17 protein-coding genes are annotated in these 18676 nt (G+C 63.6%); 12 read left to right on the top strand and 5 right to left on the bottom strand.

Going from position 1 to position 18676, the window contains the following annotated elements; translation table 11 throughout:
- Nucleotide 1: 1 nt before the first annotated feature.
- The 3 genes from ACSUZJ_RS20255 to ACSUZJ_RS20245 are packed head-to-tail and all read left to right on the top strand — an operon-like array spanning nucleotide 2 to nucleotide 3532.
- Nucleotides 2–1189, top strand: a complete 1188-nt coding sequence (locus ACSUZJ_RS20255) for a T6SS effector BTH_I2691 family protein (protein WP_499411163.1) — start codon at nucleotides 2–4, stop codon at nucleotides 1187–1189.
- Between the two features lie 3 nt (nucleotides 1190–1192).
- Nucleotides 1193–2479: a hypothetical protein gene (locus tag ACSUZJ_RS20250; protein WP_499411161.1), complete on the top strand. Its 1287-nt coding sequence runs from the start codon at nucleotides 1193–1195 to the stop codon at nucleotides 2477–2479.
- Between the two features lie 9 nt (nucleotides 2480–2488).
- Nucleotides 2489–3532, top strand: a complete 1044-nt coding sequence (locus tag ACSUZJ_RS20245) for a DUF6708 domain-containing protein (RefSeq protein ID WP_499411159.1) — start codon at nucleotides 2489–2491, stop codon at nucleotides 3530–3532.
- Between the two features lies 1 nt (nucleotide 3533).
- On the opposite strand, the gene ACSUZJ_RS20240 is transcribed toward ACSUZJ_RS20245, so the two are convergent.
- The 4 genes from ACSUZJ_RS20240 to ACSUZJ_RS20225 all read right to left on the bottom strand — a co-directional run bounded on the left by ACSUZJ_RS20240 (nucleotide 3534) and on the right by ACSUZJ_RS20225 (nucleotide 6133).
- Entirely contained in the window at nucleotides 3534–4307 is a 774-nt protein-coding gene (locus tag ACSUZJ_RS20240) for a LytR/AlgR family response regulator transcription factor (RefSeq protein ID WP_499411157.1), read from the bottom strand.
- Nucleotides 4304–5194 carry a sensor histidine kinase gene (locus ACSUZJ_RS20235; protein ID WP_499411155.1) on the bottom strand — a complete coding sequence of 297 codons (891 nt, stop codon included), beginning with the start codon at nucleotides 5192–5194 and terminating at the stop codon, nucleotides 4304–4306. The genes ACSUZJ_RS20240 and ACSUZJ_RS20235 overlap by 4 nt, the downstream gene beginning before the upstream one ends.
- A gap of 3 nt (nucleotides 5195–5197) precedes the next feature.
- Nucleotides 5198–5449 carry a hypothetical protein gene (locus ACSUZJ_RS20230; RefSeq protein WP_499411153.1) on the bottom strand — a complete coding sequence of 84 codons (252 nt, stop codon included), beginning with the start codon at nucleotides 5447–5449 and terminating at the stop codon, nucleotides 5198–5200.
- Between the two features lie 96 nt (nucleotides 5450–5545).
- Complete coding sequence (locus ACSUZJ_RS20225) at nucleotides 5546–6133, bottom strand: GNAT family N-acetyltransferase (RefSeq protein ID WP_499411151.1); 588 nt, start codon at nucleotides 6131–6133, stop codon at nucleotides 5546–5548.
- 326 nt (nucleotides 6134–6459) lie between these two features.
- Here ACSUZJ_RS20225 and aptA point away from each other — a divergent pair, with 326 nt between their 5' ends.
- The 9 genes from aptA (at nucleotide 6460) to ACSUZJ_RS20180 (ending at nucleotide 18169) form a co-directional block, all read left to right on the top strand.
- A complete protein-coding gene (gene aptA, locus ACSUZJ_RS20220; protein WP_499411149.1) occupies nucleotides 6460–7776 on the top strand; it encodes an omega-aminotransferase AptA in 1317 nt (438 codons plus the stop codon).
- Between the two features lie 13 nt (nucleotides 7777–7789).
- Entirely contained in the window at nucleotides 7790–9292 is a 1503-nt protein-coding gene (locus ACSUZJ_RS20215) for a CoA-acylating methylmalonate-semialdehyde dehydrogenase (RefSeq protein ID WP_499411147.1), read from the top strand.
- A 306-nt stretch (nucleotides 9293–9598) separates the two neighbouring features.
- Nucleotides 9599–10969: an NAD(P)-dependent oxidoreductase gene (locus ACSUZJ_RS20210; protein ID WP_499411145.1), complete on the top strand. Its 1371-nt coding sequence runs from the start codon at nucleotides 9599–9601 to the stop codon at nucleotides 10967–10969.
- The gene (preA, locus tag ACSUZJ_RS20205; protein ID WP_499411143.1) at nucleotides 10957–12303 is read left to right on the top strand and encodes an NAD-dependent dihydropyrimidine dehydrogenase subunit PreA; all 1347 of its coding nucleotides are present in this window, start codon (nucleotides 10957–10959) and stop codon (nucleotides 12301–12303) included. The genes ACSUZJ_RS20210 and preA overlap by 13 nt, the downstream gene beginning before the upstream one ends.
- A gap of 99 nt (nucleotides 12304–12402) precedes the next feature.
- A complete protein-coding gene (locus ACSUZJ_RS20200; protein ID WP_499411141.1) occupies nucleotides 12403–13917 on the top strand; it encodes an NCS1 family nucleobase:cation symporter-1 in 1515 nt (504 codons plus the stop codon).
- An 11-nt stretch (nucleotides 13918–13928) separates the two neighbouring features.
- A complete protein-coding gene (gene hydA / locus ACSUZJ_RS20195) occupies nucleotides 13929–15308 on the top strand; it encodes a dihydropyrimidinase (protein ID WP_499411139.1) in 1380 nt (459 codons plus the stop codon).
- 142 nt (nucleotides 15309–15450) lie between these two features.
- Nucleotides 15451–16692, top strand: coding sequence for a Zn-dependent hydrolase (locus ACSUZJ_RS20190; protein ID WP_499411137.1), 1242 nt, complete (start codon nucleotides 15451–15453; stop codon nucleotides 16690–16692).
- 89 nt (nucleotides 16693–16781) lie between these two features.
- Entirely contained in the window at nucleotides 16782–17120 is a 339-nt protein-coding gene (locus ACSUZJ_RS20185; protein WP_499411135.1) for a hypothetical protein, read from the top strand.
- Between the two features lie 170 nt (nucleotides 17121–17290).
- Nucleotides 17291–18169: a DMT family transporter gene (locus tag ACSUZJ_RS20180; RefSeq protein ID WP_499411133.1), complete on the top strand. Its 879-nt coding sequence runs from the start codon at nucleotides 17291–17293 to the stop codon at nucleotides 18167–18169.
- Between the two features lie 3 nt (nucleotides 18170–18172).
- On the opposite strand, the gene ACSUZJ_RS20175 is transcribed toward ACSUZJ_RS20180, so the two are convergent.
- The gene (locus ACSUZJ_RS20175; RefSeq protein WP_499411131.1) at nucleotides 18173–18658 is read right to left on the bottom strand and encodes a GNAT family N-acetyltransferase; all 486 of its coding nucleotides are present in this window, start codon (nucleotides 18656–18658) and stop codon (nucleotides 18173–18175) included.
- Nucleotides 18659–18676 lie beyond the last annotated feature (18 nt).

Here is an 18676-nt window from a genome sequence, read left to right as displayed (position 1 = left end):
AATGACGACGTCGACCAAATGCGAATTCTGCGACAAGCGTGGTTTGCCACTGTTACTCGTGCGTGATGCCGTCGCTGCCGCAGGAGCGGGGGCTCCGCTGGCACCAAGCTTGCCGATAGAGCTTGCGCCAACGACAGCGCACTATACCAAGCGATTGCTTCGCAGTGGTTATGTCAACGTCTACGACGAAGCTCGACGGCGATGGGAAGCTTATTTCGTTACGGCCGATGGTTACTTCTTCAAGCTGCTGCAAACGCCTGGTATCGCCCCTGTCGTTCCCTCGAAACCCTTCAATTGTCCAGATGAATCTCATCGGGCAGTGGCAAGTTGCATCACCATTTCGGACCCGAAAAATGCGTCTAAAGTATGGATAGGGTTTAGCGATGTGTTGTGGACTGAGGCAGTACGCAAAGCAAATGATGACCTGACATATCGCAAGCGACACATGGTAGAAATTGACGTGCAGGGAGCACTTAAAGGGAAACAAGCGCTACACAGGCCGATGGCGCAAATCAAAACTATAGTTGCCGAATATGCGATGACACCAAAAGATGCAAAAGCCGCCTTTTCGGCAAGCCCTTTCAGCTTCGAAACGCGCTACGGACGAGCCGAAAGTCTCGTTCAGGAATGCAATGCGCTTGCTCCTGAAAAGGGGTTAGTTGTAACGCTGCCAGATCCGGCGGGTATTATACAGGAACTTGCACTTCTGATGGAATGGAAAATCAAGTCATTCATATCCAAGAATCCCGTAGACCAACGCAATCTGGCAGCCAGCGCCGCGATCGACCGTATCGAAGAAGCGTACCGAAAAAGTTTTGAAGATACTGAAATTGTCGCAACGGAGCAGTTGGCAGACGAGCAAATCGCGGAAAACCCGTTCGGGCACTGGTTTTCCGTATCGACTCGCGAAAAAACAGAGCGCCTGCGAGAAGTCACATCTAACCAATTGGATCGCGCTTCGAACGATGGGTGGAAGAAATATGCCAGCAAATTTGATAACAAAAGCCGTCAGGCTTGGCTAAAACCCTTCAGTCAAAGGTTCGAAAATTTTAACAAGGATTACATTGCCCCTTTGGCATTGAGTCATGCGGCCTGGATGAAAACTGAAGCGCTTGCTGCATATTTTGAGTGCAATTACGACGTCCATAGTGTGGACTCTGGTACCGTGTATACCATGGTCGTCGCTTAATGTGTGACCGCCACACAAGATAAGCAAGCATGCTCGAGGTTGTATGAAGAATGGCTCGGGGGCGATATCTCGGATAAGGGAAACATCTTATTGCGGGCGATGATTGGAAATCAAAAAATTACTGAAGAGGCCATGAAAGCTGCAATAAAGGTGAGTGCCGATCTTCGCCAGATACCATGGGATAATATCTTTGCTGCATATAACACTGCCGGTGCGCTGCTTGCGGCAGGGGCCCAAGATGCTGCTGCACGACTTATTGTTCAGATTGGTGGTCCATTAGCGAGGGTTTTTAACAAGGTGTTGGACGGTAGTGCGGGTTTTAGAGCTGCAATCATGGCTACTGGATTAGTGTCGGGCCATCCCGTGATCTTCATTGAGGTGACTGGTAGCCGGAAAGAGTTTCGCAAACTGGCAATTCGAGAATTGCTGCGCGCCAGTGGGCAGGCAGTCAGTAATAAAGTACTGGGAAAAGCTGTGGCAGCTGAGCTAAAACGACAGCAGATCCGTGGTGTTCGCCTTGAAGGAAATGCCCGGATGCGTTTTGCTTTGAATTTGGATCAATTGACACTTCGGAATATACCGAGCGGGCTTAGTCAGCAGCAAATGGCGAATCATTTGGTTTCTTCTTTTAGAACTGTCGAGGCGCTTGAAAACATAAATCTTAATCGGTGGCGATCCGTTATAAACCAAGAAATGGGCTCGGGTATTGTCGCTGCCATCTTGCAAACAATTACTTTAACAAAACTGTTGGCAGATAAGGAAAAGAGTCTGGCAAACGAAAGGGGGGACGCGTCCGGCAGGGTCGAGGCTGGGATGTGCGCAATAGCTGGATCTACATCTGAAGCGCTTGGAAATTTTCTAAAAAACCGAGCTGTGCTCGGAATGCGGTTTGGACAAGGAATAGTTGCCAACGTAGGAAGATATACGGCGATTATAGGGCGCGTGACAGGTCTTGGGGGAGGTTTGTACATGGCCTATCTTGATATGGGGAAGTACACTGAGGCGCGAAATGAAAATCAACCAGGCTTGGCATGGCTATATGGTGCCTCAGCCATTTCTGGGCTAGCCCTTGCATTTGTATTGTTTTGTCCTGCCATTTTGGGTGCGGCGGCAATTCCAGTAATAGGTCTTTTGATCTTATTGTGTGTTGGTATCGGACTTCTTGTCGAAAATATTAAAGATAACCCGATACAGGATTGGTTAGAGCGTTGCCCTTGGGGGATGCTCAGTTCTCAACGTTATCCAGATATGGCAACTGAGCAGGCTCAATTATTGCTGGCCCTGAAATAAGAGGCGAAGATGGAATTCTCTGGGTTAATTACGCGCTATCCGGTCGGGCACCAGCTTTCGCAAACTGCTTTCGGATTTCAGCTTCGACAAAAGCAGAGATTATCTTTGGAGCCACGTTATCAACTGAGTGTTATCAGAATGAACTCGACGTACTTGGAGTCGGTGGACAAGTGGTTCCCTTGGAAGGGAATGGTCACGATGTTCGCCCTTGTCGTCTTGGTCATGGTTAATGCAACGTTGGGATGGGGGGCGTTCAAATGGATTCTCGAGGCCGCTGGAGTTCTGCCATCCCCATTTAGTTCCGAGTTCCTTTACGCAAATGGGATTGGTATGGCTGCGGTTGTCGTTTGTCTGGACTGGGGAGCTATTTGGCTCCTACGTAAAGAATCGTTCGCCTATACCCATTATCCGATACGGTTTAACCGAAAAACGCGTACTATTCACGTGTTTCGCACAGATGGAACCATACTCTCTACTTCTTGGGATAAGGTGTTTTTTACGTTAGTGAAAATGCCGCCTTGGGACGAATGGGAGGTGCGCGGGCATGTCCTAGAGGCGGACGGTGTTACCGTTAAAGAAACCTTTGCCCTGAGTTACGTTGGTTCGCTTGATGCAAAAGATGCCATACCTGGAGCTACCGAATTTTCTCCCAGAGATTTCGTGCGGGCGCATTGGGAATTCATTCGGCGCTATATGGAAGAGGGGCCGGAAGCGGTATCGGAGCAGGTCGAATTCTGTATGCCGGTTAATGATCGGCATGAGAAAGTTCGTGTAAGTATCGAGCGAATATTTGCTAACATTTCCGGAGCTCCATTGATTTTTTATTGGCTGCTTTTCCCAGTCTGCGTAGCGATAAGTTTTTTTAGGCTGATTGCAATGCGTACCAGCAAAATTCCACGGTGGCCCGATGATGTTGAGATGAGCTGCCAGATGGAAATTGGTGACCCTTACGCGTTTGAAGGGAACTCAGCAGGCGAACGAGTAGACCTGTTTCCAGGCGCTACCAAAAAGACCAGCGCTTGGAATCAATCTGATAGGACCCCCCACTGTTGAATCACATCTGCTGAAACAAATGCGAGTGATTCCTGCTCACCTCCAGCTCATGCGGATAATTCCGCACCCTCAGCATCTGCCGCCCGCGCATATCGCGCGACACCTCGGCAATCGCATCCACCCGTACCAGGGTCGAGCGGTGAATGCGCCAGAACTCGTCCGGGTCGAGTTCGTCCGCCAGCTCCTTGAGCGTCTTGCGGATCAGCAGTTCGGCAGTCGCAGTCTGCACCCGCGTGTACTTTTCGTCGGACTGGAAAAACAGGATCTCGCGCGTGCTGATCATGCGTAGGCTGCCGCCGACCTGCGCCTGGATCCAGCGCAGGTAGCTGCGCTTTGGCGCGGCGCCTTGCTGTTGCAGCAGCGAGCTCAATTGCGCCAGTTGCGAACCGATGTCCTGCGGCGCTTGCGGCAGGCGCTTGCGCAGGCGTTCGCAGGTGGTCGCCAGCCGTTCGGACGTAACCGGCTTCAGCAGGTAGTCGATGGCGCCGTGCTCGAAGGCGTCGACCGCGTACTGGTCGTAGGCGGTGGCGAAGACGATGTGGCAGCGGTTGTAGAGCTGGCGCGCCGCTTCGATGCCGCCCATGCCGGGCATGCGAATGTCGAGGAAGGCGATCTGCGGCTTGAAACGCGTGGCGAGCTCCACGGCCTCGACGCCGTTGGCCGCTTCGGCCACGATCTGGAGTCCAGGCCAGGCCTCCTGCAGCCGCGCGCGCAGTTGCTCGCGCATTGGCGCCTCGTCGTCGGCAATCAACGCGGTAGGGGCAGAAGCCATCATGCATCCTCCATCATCTTGTACGGTATGCGCACCGAGGCGCAGGCGCCGCCGCCGGGCGGCGCTTCGATCACGAGTTCGGCCTGCGCGCCATACAGCAGCTGCAGGCGCTCGCGGATGTTGGCCAGGCCCACGCCCTCGTCGGCATGCAGGTCGATGCCGACGCCGTCGTCGCAGACGTCCACCACCAGGGTGGCGCCGTCGACCCGGGCGCGGACCAGGATGGTGCCGCCCTCGATCTTCGGCTCCAGGCCATGCTTGATGGCGTTCTCGATCAGGGTTTGCAGCATCATCGGCGGGAAGGGGGCGCTGCCGAGGAAGTCGGGCACCTCGAAGCGCACGGCCAGGCGTTCCTTCATGCGCGCCTGCATGATGGCGAGATAGGCCTTCGATAGCTCGAGTTGCTTGCCGAGCGTGGCGCCGCCGGAGGAGCGCATCTGCGGCAGCGCCGAGCGCAGGTAGGCGATCAGGTGAGCGTGCACCTTGGCCGCTTCGGGCGGGTCGGTCTCGATCAGGCGGCCGATCAGGGCCAGGGTGTTGAACAGGAAGTGGGGCTCGACCTGGGCCTGGAGCGCGGCCATCTGCGCTTCGGTCAGGCGCCGCTCGAGGGTGGCGACGTCGGCCTTCAGGGTGGCGTCGCGCGCCACCAGTTCGGCGCGGCGCTTGCCGCCGGCCAGCACCTTGACGCCGAAGGAGATGAAGACATACCAGAACGCGGGCTCGGGCGTGTTCACGATAATGAAGAACACGATCGCGAGGAACCAGGTGAGGTAGAGCTGGCGCCACTCGACGACGGCAAGCCAGTCGAAGAACGCCCACCAGAGCTTGCTCGCTTCGGCAAAGGCTTCGCGCATGAGGTCGAGCGCCCGGTTGATCTGGCTTGCCTGCACTTGTTAATCCTCGATCGGTGTCTTCTTGTCGTTGTTGATGGCTAGGACCGCGTATTTCACCGCCAGGAAAATTGCGAACAGGGTCAAGGCCAGCGGGATGACCGTGATCGCACAGGCCACCAGCACGGCGGCCAGCAGCAGGGCCGGCCAGGGCAGGGCGGCGAAGGTGCGCAGGCCGCCGCGGACGGTGCGCAAGCAGGCCTCGGCGGCGTCTTCGAGTTCGGCGGCGAAGCTGCGGAAGGTGGTGGTTTTCATGCGACTGCTCCTGTCAAAAGAAGTTCGGATAGCTGCACTCTAGGCCCACCGTCGTGTCCGTGCGAGCCCGGCGCGACGAACTGTGGAATTCATGGCTTAACCGGTAGCGTGGGCGGACGAACGGGAGCTTTCACGTTCGTTCCAGTAGCTTCTCAGCAGGCCGTAGAAGGCGGTGTCGGCCTTCTCGCCGTGTACGATCCAGCGCTCGGGCATGTAACCTTCGCGGCGAAAGCCCAGCCGTTCGAGCAGGCGCGCCGAGGCGTCGTTGCGCGGGTCGATGTCGGCCTCGATCCGGTTCATGTCGAGCTCGTGGAAAGCATGGCCGAGCAGGGCTTCGAGCGCCTCGGCCGCGTAGCCGCGTCCCCAGTGCTCCCGTGCCAGGGCATAGCCGAGCTCGCAGCGCCGGTTCTGCTCGAAAAAGCCGCGCAGGTTGCAGATGCCGATCAGGCGGTCGGTCTCGCGCAGGGCGATGGCGTAGCGGTACAGGCCGCCCTCCCGGTAAGCTTGCTGGGTTTCCATGATCATCGCTTCGGCCTGGGCGATGTCGGTCCAGGCGCCGTTCGACCAGTAACGCACCACCTCGGGGTCGGCGAAGATGCGCAGCAGGTCCCCGGCGTCGGTGTCGGCGAAAGGCCGCAGGGCCAGGCGGGCGGTGCGCAGCACAGGGGGCAGGGAGTCGGACATGACGGTCTCCGGGCGATGGTTGGGTTTGCGTTGGATCAAACGCCGCGGCATGTTGGCACTGGCGAGCAGTCAACTGCTTTAGCATTGTCCAGTTATCGCTGTCGACTTCGTTTATATGCAATTGCATATGACGAGTCCACGGCGCGCGTTTATATTAACGGATCGTCAGCTCGTTTTGCATTTTTGCAACGCACTACCCTGTGCAAGCTGAGGGGTCTGGCGCCTGCCGGCTTTACTTTCGCGGCGCGGACGCGCACATTGCTATGATTGCCTCATCGTTTTGCCATCCGGTCCATTATTGGGCTGCAAACAAAGGGAGAGCCTGCATGAACGAGTCCAGACCCAAGTCGATGTCCGCATTCTGGATGCCCTTCACGAACAACCGCGACTTCAAGGTCGATCCGCGCCTGCTGGTCTCGGCCGAAGGCATGTACTACAAGGATGTCGACGGCAACCAGATCCTCGACGGCACCGCGGGCCTGTGGTGCGTCCCCTGCGGCCATGCCCAGCCCCGGATCGTGAACGCGGTGCGCGAGATGATCGGCCAGCTCGACTTCGCACCGACCTTCCAGATGGGCCATCCGGCCGCTTTTGATTTGGCCGAGCAGTTGATGGACTACACCGGCCACAAATTCGGCCACGTCTTCTACACCAACTCCGGTTCCGAGGCGGTCGACACCGCCCTGAAGATCGCGCTCGCGTACCACAAGGCGCGCGGCGAGGGTGGGCGCACCCGCCTGATCGGACGCGAGCGTGGCTACCACGGCGTCGGTTTCGGCGGGCTGTCGGTGGGCGGGATTGGTCCGAACCGCAAGAGCTTCGGTCCGCTGCTGCCGGGCGTGGACCACCTGCCGCACACGCACAACCTGCTGAAGAATGCCTTCTCGCGCGGCGAGCCGGACTTCGGCGCCGAACTGGCCGACGAACTCGAACGCCTGGTGACGCTGCACGACGCCTCGACCATCGCCGCCGTCATCGTCGAACCGGTGTCCGGTTCCACCGGCGTCCTGGTACCGCCGAAAGGCTATCTCAAGAAGCTGCGCCAGATCTGCGACAAGCACGGCATCCTGCTGATCTTCGACGAAGTCATCACCGGTTTCGGGCGCCTGACGACGCCTTTCGCGGCCGATTACTTCGACGTCGAGCCGGACATGATGACCACCGCCAAGGGCCTGACCAACGGCGTGATCCCGATGGGCGCGGTCTTCACCAAGCGCCACATCCACGACGCCTTCATGGAGGCGCCGGCCGGCATCGAACTGTTCCACGGCTATACCTATTCCGGCCACCCGGTGGCCTGCGCGGCCTCGCTGGCCACGCTCGAGGTGTTCCGCGAGCAGCAGATCCTTGATCATGCGAAGGAGATCCAACCCTACTGGGAAGACGCCGTGCATGCCCTGAAGGGCCTGCCGCACGTGATCGACCTGCGCAACATCGGCCTGATCGCGGGCATCGAGCTCGAACCGATTCCGGGTAAACCCGGGGCGCGCGCCTACCAGGCCCTGAAGCGCGCCTTTGCCGACGGCATCCTGATCCGCACCACCGGCGACATCATCGCGCTGTCGCCGCCCCTCATCCTCGAAAAGCAGCATATCGACGAATTGTTCGGCAAGCTGGCCAACGTATTGAAAAACCTGGACTAGAAGAGACAACACCATGAATCAAACTGAGATCATCGGCCACTTCATCGGCGGCCATGTGGTCGAGAGCGCCGGCGAGCGCTACGCCGACGTGTTCAACCCGGCCCTGGGCGAGCCCTGCGCCCGCGTCACGCTGGCCAGCGTCGATGAAGTCAACGCCGCCGTGTTCGCGGCCAACGCCGCTTTCCCGGCCTGGGCGGCGACGCCACCGCTGGCCAGGGCCCGCGTCCTGTTCAAATACCTGCAGCTGTGCCAGCAGCACACCGACGAATTCGCGGCGATGATCACGCGCGAGCACGGCAAGACCTTCAGCGATGCGCAGGGTGAAGTCGCGCGCGGCATCGAGGTGGTCGAGTTCGCGTGCGGCATCCCGCAGATGCTCAAGGGCGAATTCACCGACCAGATCGCGCGCGGCATCGACGCCTGGTCGATGCGCCAGCCGCTGGGCGTAGTGGCCGGCATCACGCCCTTCAACTTCCCGGTGATGGTGCCGATGTGGATGTTCCCGGTGGCGCTCGCCTGCGGCAACACCTTCGTGCTGAAACCATCCGAGCGCGACCCGTCGCCTTCGCTGCTGCACGCGCGCCTGCTGAAGGAAGCCGGACTGCCGGACGGCGTGTTCAACGTGGTGCAAGGCGACAAGGTCGCGGTCGACGCGCTGCTCGACCATCGCGACGTGCAGGCGATCAGTTTCGTCGGCTCGACCCCGATCGCCGAGTACATCTACGCCCGCGGCAGCGCGGCCGGCAAGCGCGTGCAAGCCCTGGGCGGCGCCAAGAACCACATGGTCGTCATGCCGGACGCCGACATGGACATGGCGGTCGACGCCCTGATCGGCGCGGCCTACGGTTCGGCGGGCGAGCGCTGCATGGCGATCTCGGTGGCGGTGGCCATCGGCGACGCCGGCGACAAACTGGTGGCCGCGCTGGCCGAACGCACTGCAAAACTGAAGATCGGCGACGGCATGAGCGAGGGCGCGGAAATGGGGCCGGTCGTCACCCAGGCAGCGCGCCAGCGCATCGAGCGCCTGATCGGCGAAGGCGTGGAGCAGGGTGCGACGCTCGTGGTCGACGGCCGCGGCTACCAGGTCGAAGGGCGCGAGAACGGCTTCTTTGTCGGCGGCACCTTGTTCGACCACGTGAAGCCCGAGATGAGCATCTACCAGGAAGAGATCTTCGGCCCGGTGCTGTGCGTGGTGCGCCTGCCGGACGTGGGCAGCGCGGTGGAGCTGATCAACGCCAACGAGTACGGCAATGGCGTGGCCGTGTTCACGCGCGACGGCGGCGTGGCGCGCGAGTTCGTGCGCCAGATCCAGGTCGGCATGGTCGGCGTCAACGTGCCGCTGCCGGTGCCGATGGCTTTTAACAGCTTCGGCGGCTGGAAGCGCAGCATGTTCGGCGATCATCACGCGTACGGGCCGGAAGGGGTGCGCTTCTATACGCGCCACAAGGCGGTGATGCAGCGTTGGCCGAATACGGCGAGTGCCGGCGTGGAGTTCGCGTTTCCGCAGATGAAGTGAGCGAAGCCCGCAACGTTTGATTTCGCGAGGAGTAATCGGAGGGCGTAGGGTGGACACCTGTGTCCACGCGGTGCAACGGTGATCGGTCGATCAACGTGGTCTTGCCTGCGTCCGATATGCTGACCGCCGGGCCAGAAATCACGGTGCGGTATTCATGGGCACGACCGCGTGGGCACAGGTGCCCACCCTACGCCCTTCGATAAACGAACAAATAAACAAACAGACGGATTTCAACACACGTAGTAGCACCACCCGCAGCAGAAGTTCGAGCACCAGCATTTCACTCTACAACAAGAAGGGATGCACATGATCGAGACTCTCCAGCATCTGCCGCCGGCAGCCGATTCGCACGGCGCGCTCGCGGCCCAGTTCACCGACCTGGCGCCCCCACTGACCGCGCGCCAGGCCGCCATCGAAGCAGCCCGCTGCCTGTACTGCTACGACGCGCCCTGTACGCGCGCCTGCCCGACCGGCATCGACGTGGCCAGCTTCATCCGCAACATCCACGACCAGAACATCACGGGCGCAGCGGTCGGCATCCTGAAGCAGAACATCTTCGGCGGCAGCTGCGCGCGCGTCTGCCCGACCGAGATCCTGTGCGAGGACGCTTGCGTGCGCAACAATGCCGCCGAACGCGAGCCAGTAAAAATCGGCCTGCTGCAGCGCCACGCCATCGACAACGCCGGTTTCACCCATCACCCCTTCCTGCGCGCACCCTCCACCGGCAAGACGGTCGCCGTGGTTGGCGCCGGCCCGGCCGGCCTGTCCTGCGCGCACCGCCTCGCCATGCTGGGGCACGACGTGGTGGTCTTCGAGGCCCGCCCCAAGGCCGGGGGCCTGAACGAATACGGCATCGCCAAGTACAAGCTGCCCGGCGACTTCGCCCAGCAGGAAGTCGACTTCCTGCTTTCGGTGGGCGGCATCGATATCCAGTACGGGCAGGCGCTCGGCGAAGACCTGCAGCTGCGCGACCTGCACACCCGCTTCGACGCCGTCTTCCTTGGCATCGGCCTGGGCGCGAGCCGCCGCCTGGGCCTGGTAGGCGAAGACGCGCCCGGCCTGATGGCGGCCACCGACTACATCGCCACGCTGCGCCAGGCCGAGGACTTGTCGCGCCTGCCGGTGCCGCGCCGCGCCATCGTGGTCGGCGCCGGCAACACGGCCATCGACATGGCGGTACAGCTCAAGCGCCTGGGCGCGGACGAGGTGACCCTGGTCTACCGCCGAGGCTTCGAGGCGATGAGCGCGACCGGCCACGAGATCGAGATCGCGAAAATCAACGGGGTGCGCATCCGCACCTGGGCTGCGCCGCTGGAAGTGCTGCTCGACGACGCGGGCCGCGTGGCCGGCATGCGCTTCGAGGAGACGCGCCTCGACGAGGGCCGCCTGGCCCGCACCGGCGCCTTCATCGACATGGGCGCCGACGCCGTGTTCAAGGCCATCGGCCAGGCCATCGCGCCGCCGCCCGAGTCCGACACGCTCGCGCAAGGCCTGTGGCGCGACGGCGAACGCATCCGCGTCGATGCGGCCCTGCGCACGGCGGTGCCGGGCATCTACGCCGGCGGCGACTGCGTGGCCCTGGGCCAGGACCTGACGGTGCAGGCGGTCCAGCACGGCAAGCTGGCCGCGCTGGCGATCCACAACGACTTCCAAGCGGGGGCAGCATGGCCGACCTGAGCATCGAGTTCTGCGGAATCAAAGCGCCGAATCCCTTCTGGCTGGCCTCCGCGCCGCCGACCGACAAGGCCTATAACGTGGTGCGCGCCTTCGAGGCGGGCTGGGGCGGGGTGGTGTGGAAGACGCTGGGCGAAGACCCGCCGGCGGTGAACGTGTCCTCGCGCTATTCGGCCCACTACGGCAGGAACCGCGAAGTCATCGGCTTCAACAACATCGAGCTGATCACCGACCGCAGCCTGGACATCAACCTGCGCGAGATCACCGCCGTGAAAAAGGCCTGGCCCGACCGCGCCATGATCGTCTCGCTGATGCTGCCCTGCGAGGAGGCGCCCTGGGCCGCGATCCTGCCGCTGGTGGAAGCCACCGGCGCCGACGGCATCGAGCTGAACTTCGGCTGCCCGCACGGCATGCCCGAGCGAGGCATGGGGGCGGCGGTGGGGCAGGTGCCGGAGTACGTCGAGATGGTGACGCGCTGGTGCAAGCAGCACACGCGCCTGCCCGTCATCGTCAAGCTCACGCCGAACATCACCGACGTGCGGGCGCCGGCGCGCGCCGCGCTGGCAGGCGGGGCGGACGCGGTCTCGCTCATCAACACGGTCAACTCGATCACCCACCTGGACCTCGATCGCATGGTCGCGTATCCGATCGTCGGCGGCGCCAGCACCCATGGCGGCTACTGCGGTTCGGCGGTCAAGCCGATCGCGCTGAACATGGTGGCCGAGATCGCGCGCGATCCGGTCACCGCCGGGTTGCCGATCTCCGGCATCGGCGGCATCGGCAACTGGCGCGATGCGGCGGAATTCATCGCACTGGGCGCCGGCTGCGTGCAGGTGTGCACGGCCGCGATGCTGCACGGTTTCCGCATCGTCGAGGAGATGAAGGATGGCCTGTCGCGCTGGATGGACAGCAAGGGCTACGCGAATGTCGCCGCGTTTTCGCGCAAGGCGGTGCCGAACACCATGGACTGGAAGTACCTGGACATGAACTACCAGGTGATCGCGCACATCGACCAGGACAAGTGCATCGGGTGCGGCAAGTGCTTCGTCGCCTGCGAGGATACCTCGCACCAGGCCATCGGCCGCCAGGTTCTCGAGAACGGCGCGCGCCGCTACGAGGTGATCGAGGCCGAGTGCGTCGGCTGCAACCTGTGCGAGATCACCTGTCCGGTCGAGGGCTGCATCGCGATGCTGCCGCAGCAAACCGGCAAGCCCTACATGAACTGGACGCAGGACCCGCGCAACCCGCGCGCCGAAACGCGGCCGGTTCCGGAGACCGCGGCTGCGCCGGTGGCGGCCGAAACGCAAGCGCCGCTGGCGGCCGAGCTGCCGGCCTGACAGGCTTGCTGGCTTGCGGATGCGGGCTTTGATGCTCGCGTCCGTACGTACGTTTGCGCTACACTGGGTTGCAACAGCAACCTATTGGAGAAACACACTGTGACCGCACCACAAGACGCCAGTCAAGACCTCTGGAACCACGACCTCGCCCCCACCGGCGTCGCACAGCGCACCTGGCGCTGGTATCACTTCGCCGCGCTCTGGGTCGGGATGGTGATCAGTATTCCCGCCTACATGCTCGCATCCAGCCTGATCGAAAGCGGGATGTCGGCCTGGCAGGCAGTGGTGACGGTGTTCCTGGCGAACGTGATCGTGCTGCTGCCGATGCTCCTGATCGGCCACGCCGGCACCAAGTACGGCATTCCCTACGCCGTGCTGGCGCGCGCCTCCTTCGGCACCCGCGGCGCCCGGCTTCCCGCCTTCCTGCGCGCGGTCGTCGCCTGCGGCTGGTACGGCATCCAGACCTGGTTCGGCGGCAGCATGATCTATACCCTGCTCGGCGTGCTGCTGGGCGGCCCGATCGGTGGCGCGAACCTGCCGGGCCTGGGCATCAATGGCGGCCAGCTGGCATGCTTCCTGGGCTTCTGGGCGATCCAGATGTACTTCATCGTGCACGGCATGGAATCGATCAGGAAGCTCGAGACCTATACCGCACCCCTGAAGATCGCGATCTGCTTTCTTCTGCTGTGGTGGGTGTACGACAAGGTCGGCGGCTTCGGCCCGCTGCTGGCCCAGCCCTCGCACTTTGTCGAAGGCGGCCCCAAGGCCGGCCTGTTCTGGTCGGTGTTCTGGCCTTCGCTGACCGCCATGATCGGCTACTGGGCGACGCTGGCGCTGAATATCCCCGACTTCACGCGCTTTGCGAAAACCCAGCGCGACCAGGTGGTCGGCCAGACCCTGGGCCTGCCGCTGCCCATGGGCCTGCTGGCCGCGCTGGCCGTCACCGTCACCTCGGCCACCATCGTCCTCTACGGCAAAGCCCTGTGGGACCCGGTCGACGTGGCCAGCCGCATGACCGGCGTGGCCGTGCTCGTCGCCCTGCTGATCCTCCTGATCGACACTGCCAGCGTCAACCTGGCCGCCAACCTGGTCGGTCCGGCCTATGACTTCTCGGCCCTGTCGCCCAAGCGCATCTCTTACCGCGTGGGCGGCTACATCACCGCCGGCATCGCGCTGGCCATGATGCCGTGGAAGATCCTGGAGACGACCCAGAACTACATCTTCATCTGGTTGACCGGCTACTCGGCGCTGCTCGGGCCGATCGCCGGCATCATGATCATCGACTACTATTTTGTCCGCAAGACCAGGCTCGACGTCGATCAGCTCTACCGCGAAGGTGGGACCTACTCGTACAAGGGCGGCTGGAACATCGCCGCCGTCGTGGCCTTCGCGGCCGGCGTGCTGCCGAACATTCCGGGCTTCCTGAACGCGGCCTTGCCTGCCTCGTTCCCGGACGTGAGCGACATGTTCAAGAGCATCTATACCTATGCCTGGTTCGTCGGCGTGGTGATCGCGGCAATCGTGTACGGCCTGATGATGAAGGGCCGCACGGCGCCGGCGCTCGATGCTGCCAACAGCGCGGCGAACAGCAGGGCGAACAACTATCCAACCTGAAGGGAGTGTCCATGACGACGATTATCCGTGGCGGCACCATCGTGAACGCCGACCGTGCATTCCGCGGCGACGTGCTCTGTTACGGCGACAAGATCGTGGCCGTCGGCGAGAGTATCGACGCGCCGGCCAACGCCACGGTGATCGATGCGGGCGGGCTGTACGTAATGCCGGGCGGGATCGACACCCACACCCACATGCAGCTGCCCTTCATGGGCACGGTGACGGCCGACGACTTCTTCACCGGCACCGCGGCGGGCCTGGCGGGCGGCACCACGACCATCATGGACTTCGTCATTCCCGACCCGAAGCAGTCGCTGCTGGACGCCTACCGCACCTGGCGCGGCTGGGCGCGCAAGGCGGCCGCCGACTACACCTTCCACGTGGCCGTGACCTGGTGGGACGACTCGGTGCACGCCGAGATGGGCACCCTGGTGCGCGAGCATGGCGTGAACAGCTTCAAGCACTTCATGGCGTACAAGAACGCCATCATGGCCGACGACGAGACGCTGGTGAAGAGCTTCCGCCGCGCGCTCGAACTGGGCGCCATCCCGACCGTGCACGCCGAGAACGGCGAACTGGTGTTCCAGCTGCAGCAGGAGCTGCTGGCCAGGGGCATCCGCGGCGCGAAAGCACATCCACTGTCGCGCCCGCCCGAAGTGGAGGCCGAAGCGGCGAACCGCGCGATCGCCATCGCCAACGTGCTCGGCACCCCGATCTACATCGTGCACGTGTCCTGCGCCGAGTCGCTCGACGCCATCGTGCGCGCCCGCGCCAAGGGCCAGCGCGTCTATGGCGAAGCCCTGGCCGGCCACCTGGTGATCGACGACAGCGTCTACCAGAGCGAGGACGAGGACTTCGCGCGCGGCCACGTCATGAGCCCGCCGTTTCGCAGCCGCCACCACCAGGACGCGCTCTGGCAGGGGCTGCAGGGCGGGAACCTGCACACCACCGCGACCGACCACTGCACCTTCTGCGCCGAGCAGAAGGCCGCCGGCAAGGATGACTTCACACGCATCCCGAACGGCTGCGGCGGGGTCGAGGAGCGCATGGCGGTGGTCTGGGACGCCGGCGTAACCACCGGGCGCCTCACGCCATCCGAATTCGTGCGCGTGACCTCGACCAACGCGGCCCAGATCTTCAACATGTACCCGCGCAAGGGCGTGATCGCGGTCGGGGCGGACGCCGACATCGTGGTCTGGGACCCGAACGGCACGCGCACGATCTCCAGCAAGACCCAGTTCGCCAAGGGCGGCTTCAACGTGTTCGAGGGGCGCACCGTGCGTGGCATCCCGACCCACACGGTCGCCGCCGGCAAGCTGGTCTTCGAGCGCGGTGAACTGTGCGCCGAAGAAGGCGCCGGCCGCCACGTCGACCGCCCCGCGTTCGCCTGACCGACCGCACCGTATCTGTCCGACCCGTAGGGTGGACGGCTCCGCCGTCCACGCGTTCAACAATCGCATGCACGTCGCGGTACGACCGGACGTCCGACCGCTACGTTCACGACCGTCGCCACGACAACAACCGGAGAACACCATGCCCGACACCCTACGTATCAACGGCCAACGCCTGTGGCACTCCCTGATGGAACTGGCCCGGATCGGCGCCACCGACAAGGGTGGCGTCAAGCGCCTCGCCCTGACCGACCTCGACCGCCAGGGCCGCGACCTGGTGGTCCAATGGGGTCGCGAAGCCGGCATGTCCATCACGGTCGACAAGATCGGCAACGTCTTCATGCGCCGCGAGGGCAGCAACCCGGAACTCGCCCCGATCGTCACCGGCAGCCACGTCGACACCCAGCCCACCGGCGGCAAGTTCGACGGCAACTACGGCGTGCTGGCCGGACTTGAAGTCGTGCGCACCCTGAACGACAACAACATCGCTACCTGCGCGCCGATCGAGGTCGCCTTCTGGACCAACGAGGAAGGCTCGCGCTTCGTGCCCGTCATGATGGGCTCCGGCGTGTTCTGCGGCGCCTTCAGCCTGGAGACCGCCTATGCGGCCAAGGATGTCGACGGGAAGACGGTGCGGGAGGAACTCGAACGGATCGGCTACCTGGGCGAGGAAGAGCCCGGCCGGCATCCGATTGGCGCCTATTTCGAGACCCACATCGAGCAGGGACCGGTGCTGGAGGATGCCGACAAGGTCATCGGCGTGGTGCCGGCCGTGATGGGTTTGTCGTGGTACGACTGCCTTGTTACCGGCATGGAAGCGCACGCCGGGCCGACGCCGATGGGCCTGCGCCGCGACGCGCTCCAGGTGGCGACCACCATCATGCAGGAGACGGTGGCGATCGCGAACCGCTATCCGCCCTATGGCCGCGGGACGGTCGGCATGGTGCAGGTGTTCCCGAACAGCCGCAACGTGATCCCGGGCCAGGTGAAATTCAGCATCGACCTGCGCAACGTGAACGATGAGCTGCTCAACACCATGCACGAGGAAATGCTGGCCTTTGTTGCGAAGACCCGTGCCGACACCGGCCTGGGCATCGAGATCGAGCGCGTTTCCTACTATCCGCCTTGCCCGTTCCATCCGGATTGCGTGAACGCCGTGCGCGCCGCCACCGACAGGCTGGGGTACTCGACCATGGACGTGGTCTCCGGCGCCGGCCACGACGCCATCTACGCCGCCCGCGTCGCCCCGTCCGGCATGATCTTCGTGCCTTGCAAGGACGGCATCAGCCACAACGAGATCGAGGACGCCAGGCCCGAGCACCTGGAAGCCGGTTGCAATGTGCTGCTGCACGCGATGCTGGAGCGCGCCCAGGTCGCCGGTTGATCCGGTGGAGCAGGGGTGGGGCAGGGAGGACGCGGGGAACAATTGCGCAGCCAATGCTGCCCATCGGTAAACGCGGCTAGAATGCCCGCATGCCGAGCAAACTTCCCACTTTCCCTGGCCCCCTGACCGCGCGCGGCGCCGTGCTGGCGGTGCTGCTGTCGAACGAAGACCAGACGGGCGCCGAACCGTTGCAGGGCCGCGTGACCCTGGCCGCCATCGTGCGGACCCTCAAGCGCAAGTACGGTTGGCCGATCGAGACGCACAGCTTTCCGGCCAACGCTGCCGATGGCCGCGCCACCTGGGCCACGGTGTACAGCCTGCCCCAGGGCGTGATCGATGCCGCGCTGGAGCGGGGCGGGCGCGACTGGCTGAGGTCGAGGAAGCAGGCAAGGCGCGGGCTGGCCCGGCTGGAGGATCAGGCAGGGTAGGCGTCGCTGTCGACGTCCCGCAAGCCCTTGCTGCCGCTGCTGCCGTCTGCAACCTGCCGCGCTTGTCTGGACCCTGCATCGCGGCCTACCTTGTAGGAAGCGGGCGCAGTTTGTCACGAGGAGCTTTGTCATGCGCTATCGTCCGGAACGCCATCCACAGGGAGGCCGCCATGCGTGACCTGGCCGCTGGACGCCCGCGACTGGCCACGCTGGCCTTCACGGCGGCGGCCATGCTCGCCTTTGCCGCCAACTCGCTGTTGTGTCGGTTGGCGCTGCAAACGGGCGGCATCGATCCGGCCAGCTTCGGCGCCGTCCGCATCGCTTCCGGGGCGCTGGCATTGCTGCTGATCGTGCGCTGGCGCGCAGCCGGGGCCACGGCTGCGCGCGGCGACTGGATGTCGGCGGCGATGCTGTTCGCCTATGTCGCCTTCTTCTCGTTCGCCTATGTCAGCCTGGCGGCCGGCACCGGCGCCCTGATCCTGTTCGGCGCCGTCCAGTTGACCATGTTCGGCTCGGCCTTGCGCGCCGGCGAGCGCTTCGCGCCCCAGGCCTGGGGCGGGCTGGGCATGGCTGCGGCGGGGCTGGTCTACCTGGTGCTGCCGGGCGTGAGCGCGCCGCCCGTCCTCGGCGCCGCGCTGATGGCGCTGGCCGGGGCGGCCTGGGGCGTGTATTCGCTGCGCGGGCGCGGCGCGCCCGATCCGCTCGGCGCGACCGCCGGCAACTTCCTGCGCGCGACGCCCCTGGCGCTCCTGCTCTGGCTGCCTTTCGTCGGGATGGCGCATGCCAGCCTTGCCGGCATCGCGCTGGCCGTCGCGTCCGGCGCCGTCACTTCCGGGGTCGGCTATGCGCTCTGGTACACGGCCCTGCGCGAGCTGAGCGCGATGCGTGCGGCGACGGTGCAGTTGTCGGTGCCGCTGATCACGGCCGTCGGCGCGGTCGTGTTCCTGGCCGAGCCGGTGACGCTGCGCCTGGCGCTGGCCTCGGTGGCGATCCTGGGCGGGATTGCCCTCGTGCTGGCGGTGCGCACGAAGAAGCAGGGCGCGCAGTAGGCATCAGGCGATCTGCTTTGCCATGTAGACCGAGGCGATCGCGATGCCCGAGCGGTGCGGGTACAGCTCTTCGCGCACCGCCTGAAAGCCCGCGCGCCGGTAGAAGGGAACGGCATTGAGCGAGGCCGACAGGAACAGGCGTTCGCGGCCGGCCCGCAGCGCCATCTGTTCCAGGGCTTCGAGCAGCATCGCGCCGACCCCGCGGCCCTGCGCGGCCGGCTCGACGAAGACCGCATCGACTTCGCCGCTGGCGGCGTCCAGCACCGCATAGCCGAGCATGCGTCCGGCTTCCAGGGCCGCCACGCCGCCGCCCGTCGAGAGCAGGCGGGGCAGGGACGCCGGCGCCGGCGTGGCAAGCCAGGTGGCCAGCACGGACTCGGGATAATGCGCCGCGCAGCCATGCGCGACCGCGCGTGTCCTCAACTCCCAGAGGACGGGGAGATCGTCAGGGCTTGCGGCCCGCAGGGTGATCGCGTGCGTCACTGTCATCTTCAACTCTCCATGGTC

Source organism: Telluria sp. B2 (genome assembly GCF_051789535.1).
GTDB lineage: Bacteria > Pseudomonadota > Gammaproteobacteria > Burkholderiales > Burkholderiaceae_D > Telluria.
The sequence above is the reverse complement of the archived record's forward strand: the minus strand, read 5'-3'. Positions and strand labels throughout refer to the sequence as shown.

Coding starts and splice junctions, on each gene's coding strand:
- ACSUZJ_RS20255 (WP_499411163.1), top strand. CDS start 2: ATGACGACGTCGACCAAATGCGAATTCTGCGACAAGCGTGGTTTGCCA.
- ACSUZJ_RS20245 (WP_499411159.1), top strand. CDS start 2,489: ATGGAATTCTCTGGGTTAATTACGCGCTATCCGGTCGGGCACCAGCTT.
- ACSUZJ_RS20240 (WP_499411157.1), bottom strand. CDS start 4,307: ATGATGGCTTCTGCCCCTACCGCGTTGATTGCCGACGACGAGGCGCCA.
- ACSUZJ_RS20230 (WP_499411153.1), bottom strand. CDS start 5,449: ATGAAAACCACCACCTTCCGCAGCTTCGCCGCCGAACTCGAAGACGCC.
- ACSUZJ_RS20225 (WP_499411151.1), bottom strand. CDS start 6,133: ATGTCCGACTCCCTGCCCCCTGTGCTGCGCACCGCCCGCCTGGCCCTG.
- aptA (WP_499411149.1), top strand. CDS start 6,460: ATGAACGAGTCCAGACCCAAGTCGATGTCCGCATTCTGGATGCCCTTC.
- ACSUZJ_RS20215 (WP_499411147.1), top strand. CDS start 7,790: ATGAATCAAACTGAGATCATCGGCCACTTCATCGGCGGCCATGTGGTC.
- ACSUZJ_RS20210 (WP_499411145.1), top strand. CDS start 9,599: ATGATCGAGACTCTCCAGCATCTGCCGCCGGCAGCCGATTCGCACGGC.
- preA (WP_499411143.1), top strand. CDS start 10,957: ATGGCCGACCTGAGCATCGAGTTCTGCGGAATCAAAGCGCCGAATCCC.
- hydA (WP_499411139.1), top strand. CDS start 13,929: ATGACGACGATTATCCGTGGCGGCACCATCGTGAACGCCGACCGTGCA.
- ACSUZJ_RS20190 (WP_499411137.1), top strand. CDS start 15,451: ATGCCCGACACCCTACGTATCAACGGCCAACGCCTGTGGCACTCCCTG.
- ACSUZJ_RS20185 (WP_499411135.1), top strand. CDS start 16,782: ATGCCGAGCAAACTTCCCACTTTCCCTGGCCCCCTGACCGCGCGCGGC.
- ACSUZJ_RS20180 (WP_499411133.1), top strand. CDS start 17,291: ATGCGTGACCTGGCCGCTGGACGCCCGCGACTGGCCACGCTGGCCTTC.
- ACSUZJ_RS20175 (WP_499411131.1), bottom strand. CDS start 18,658: ATGACAGTGACGCACGCGATCACCCTGCGGGCCGCAAGCCCTGACGAT.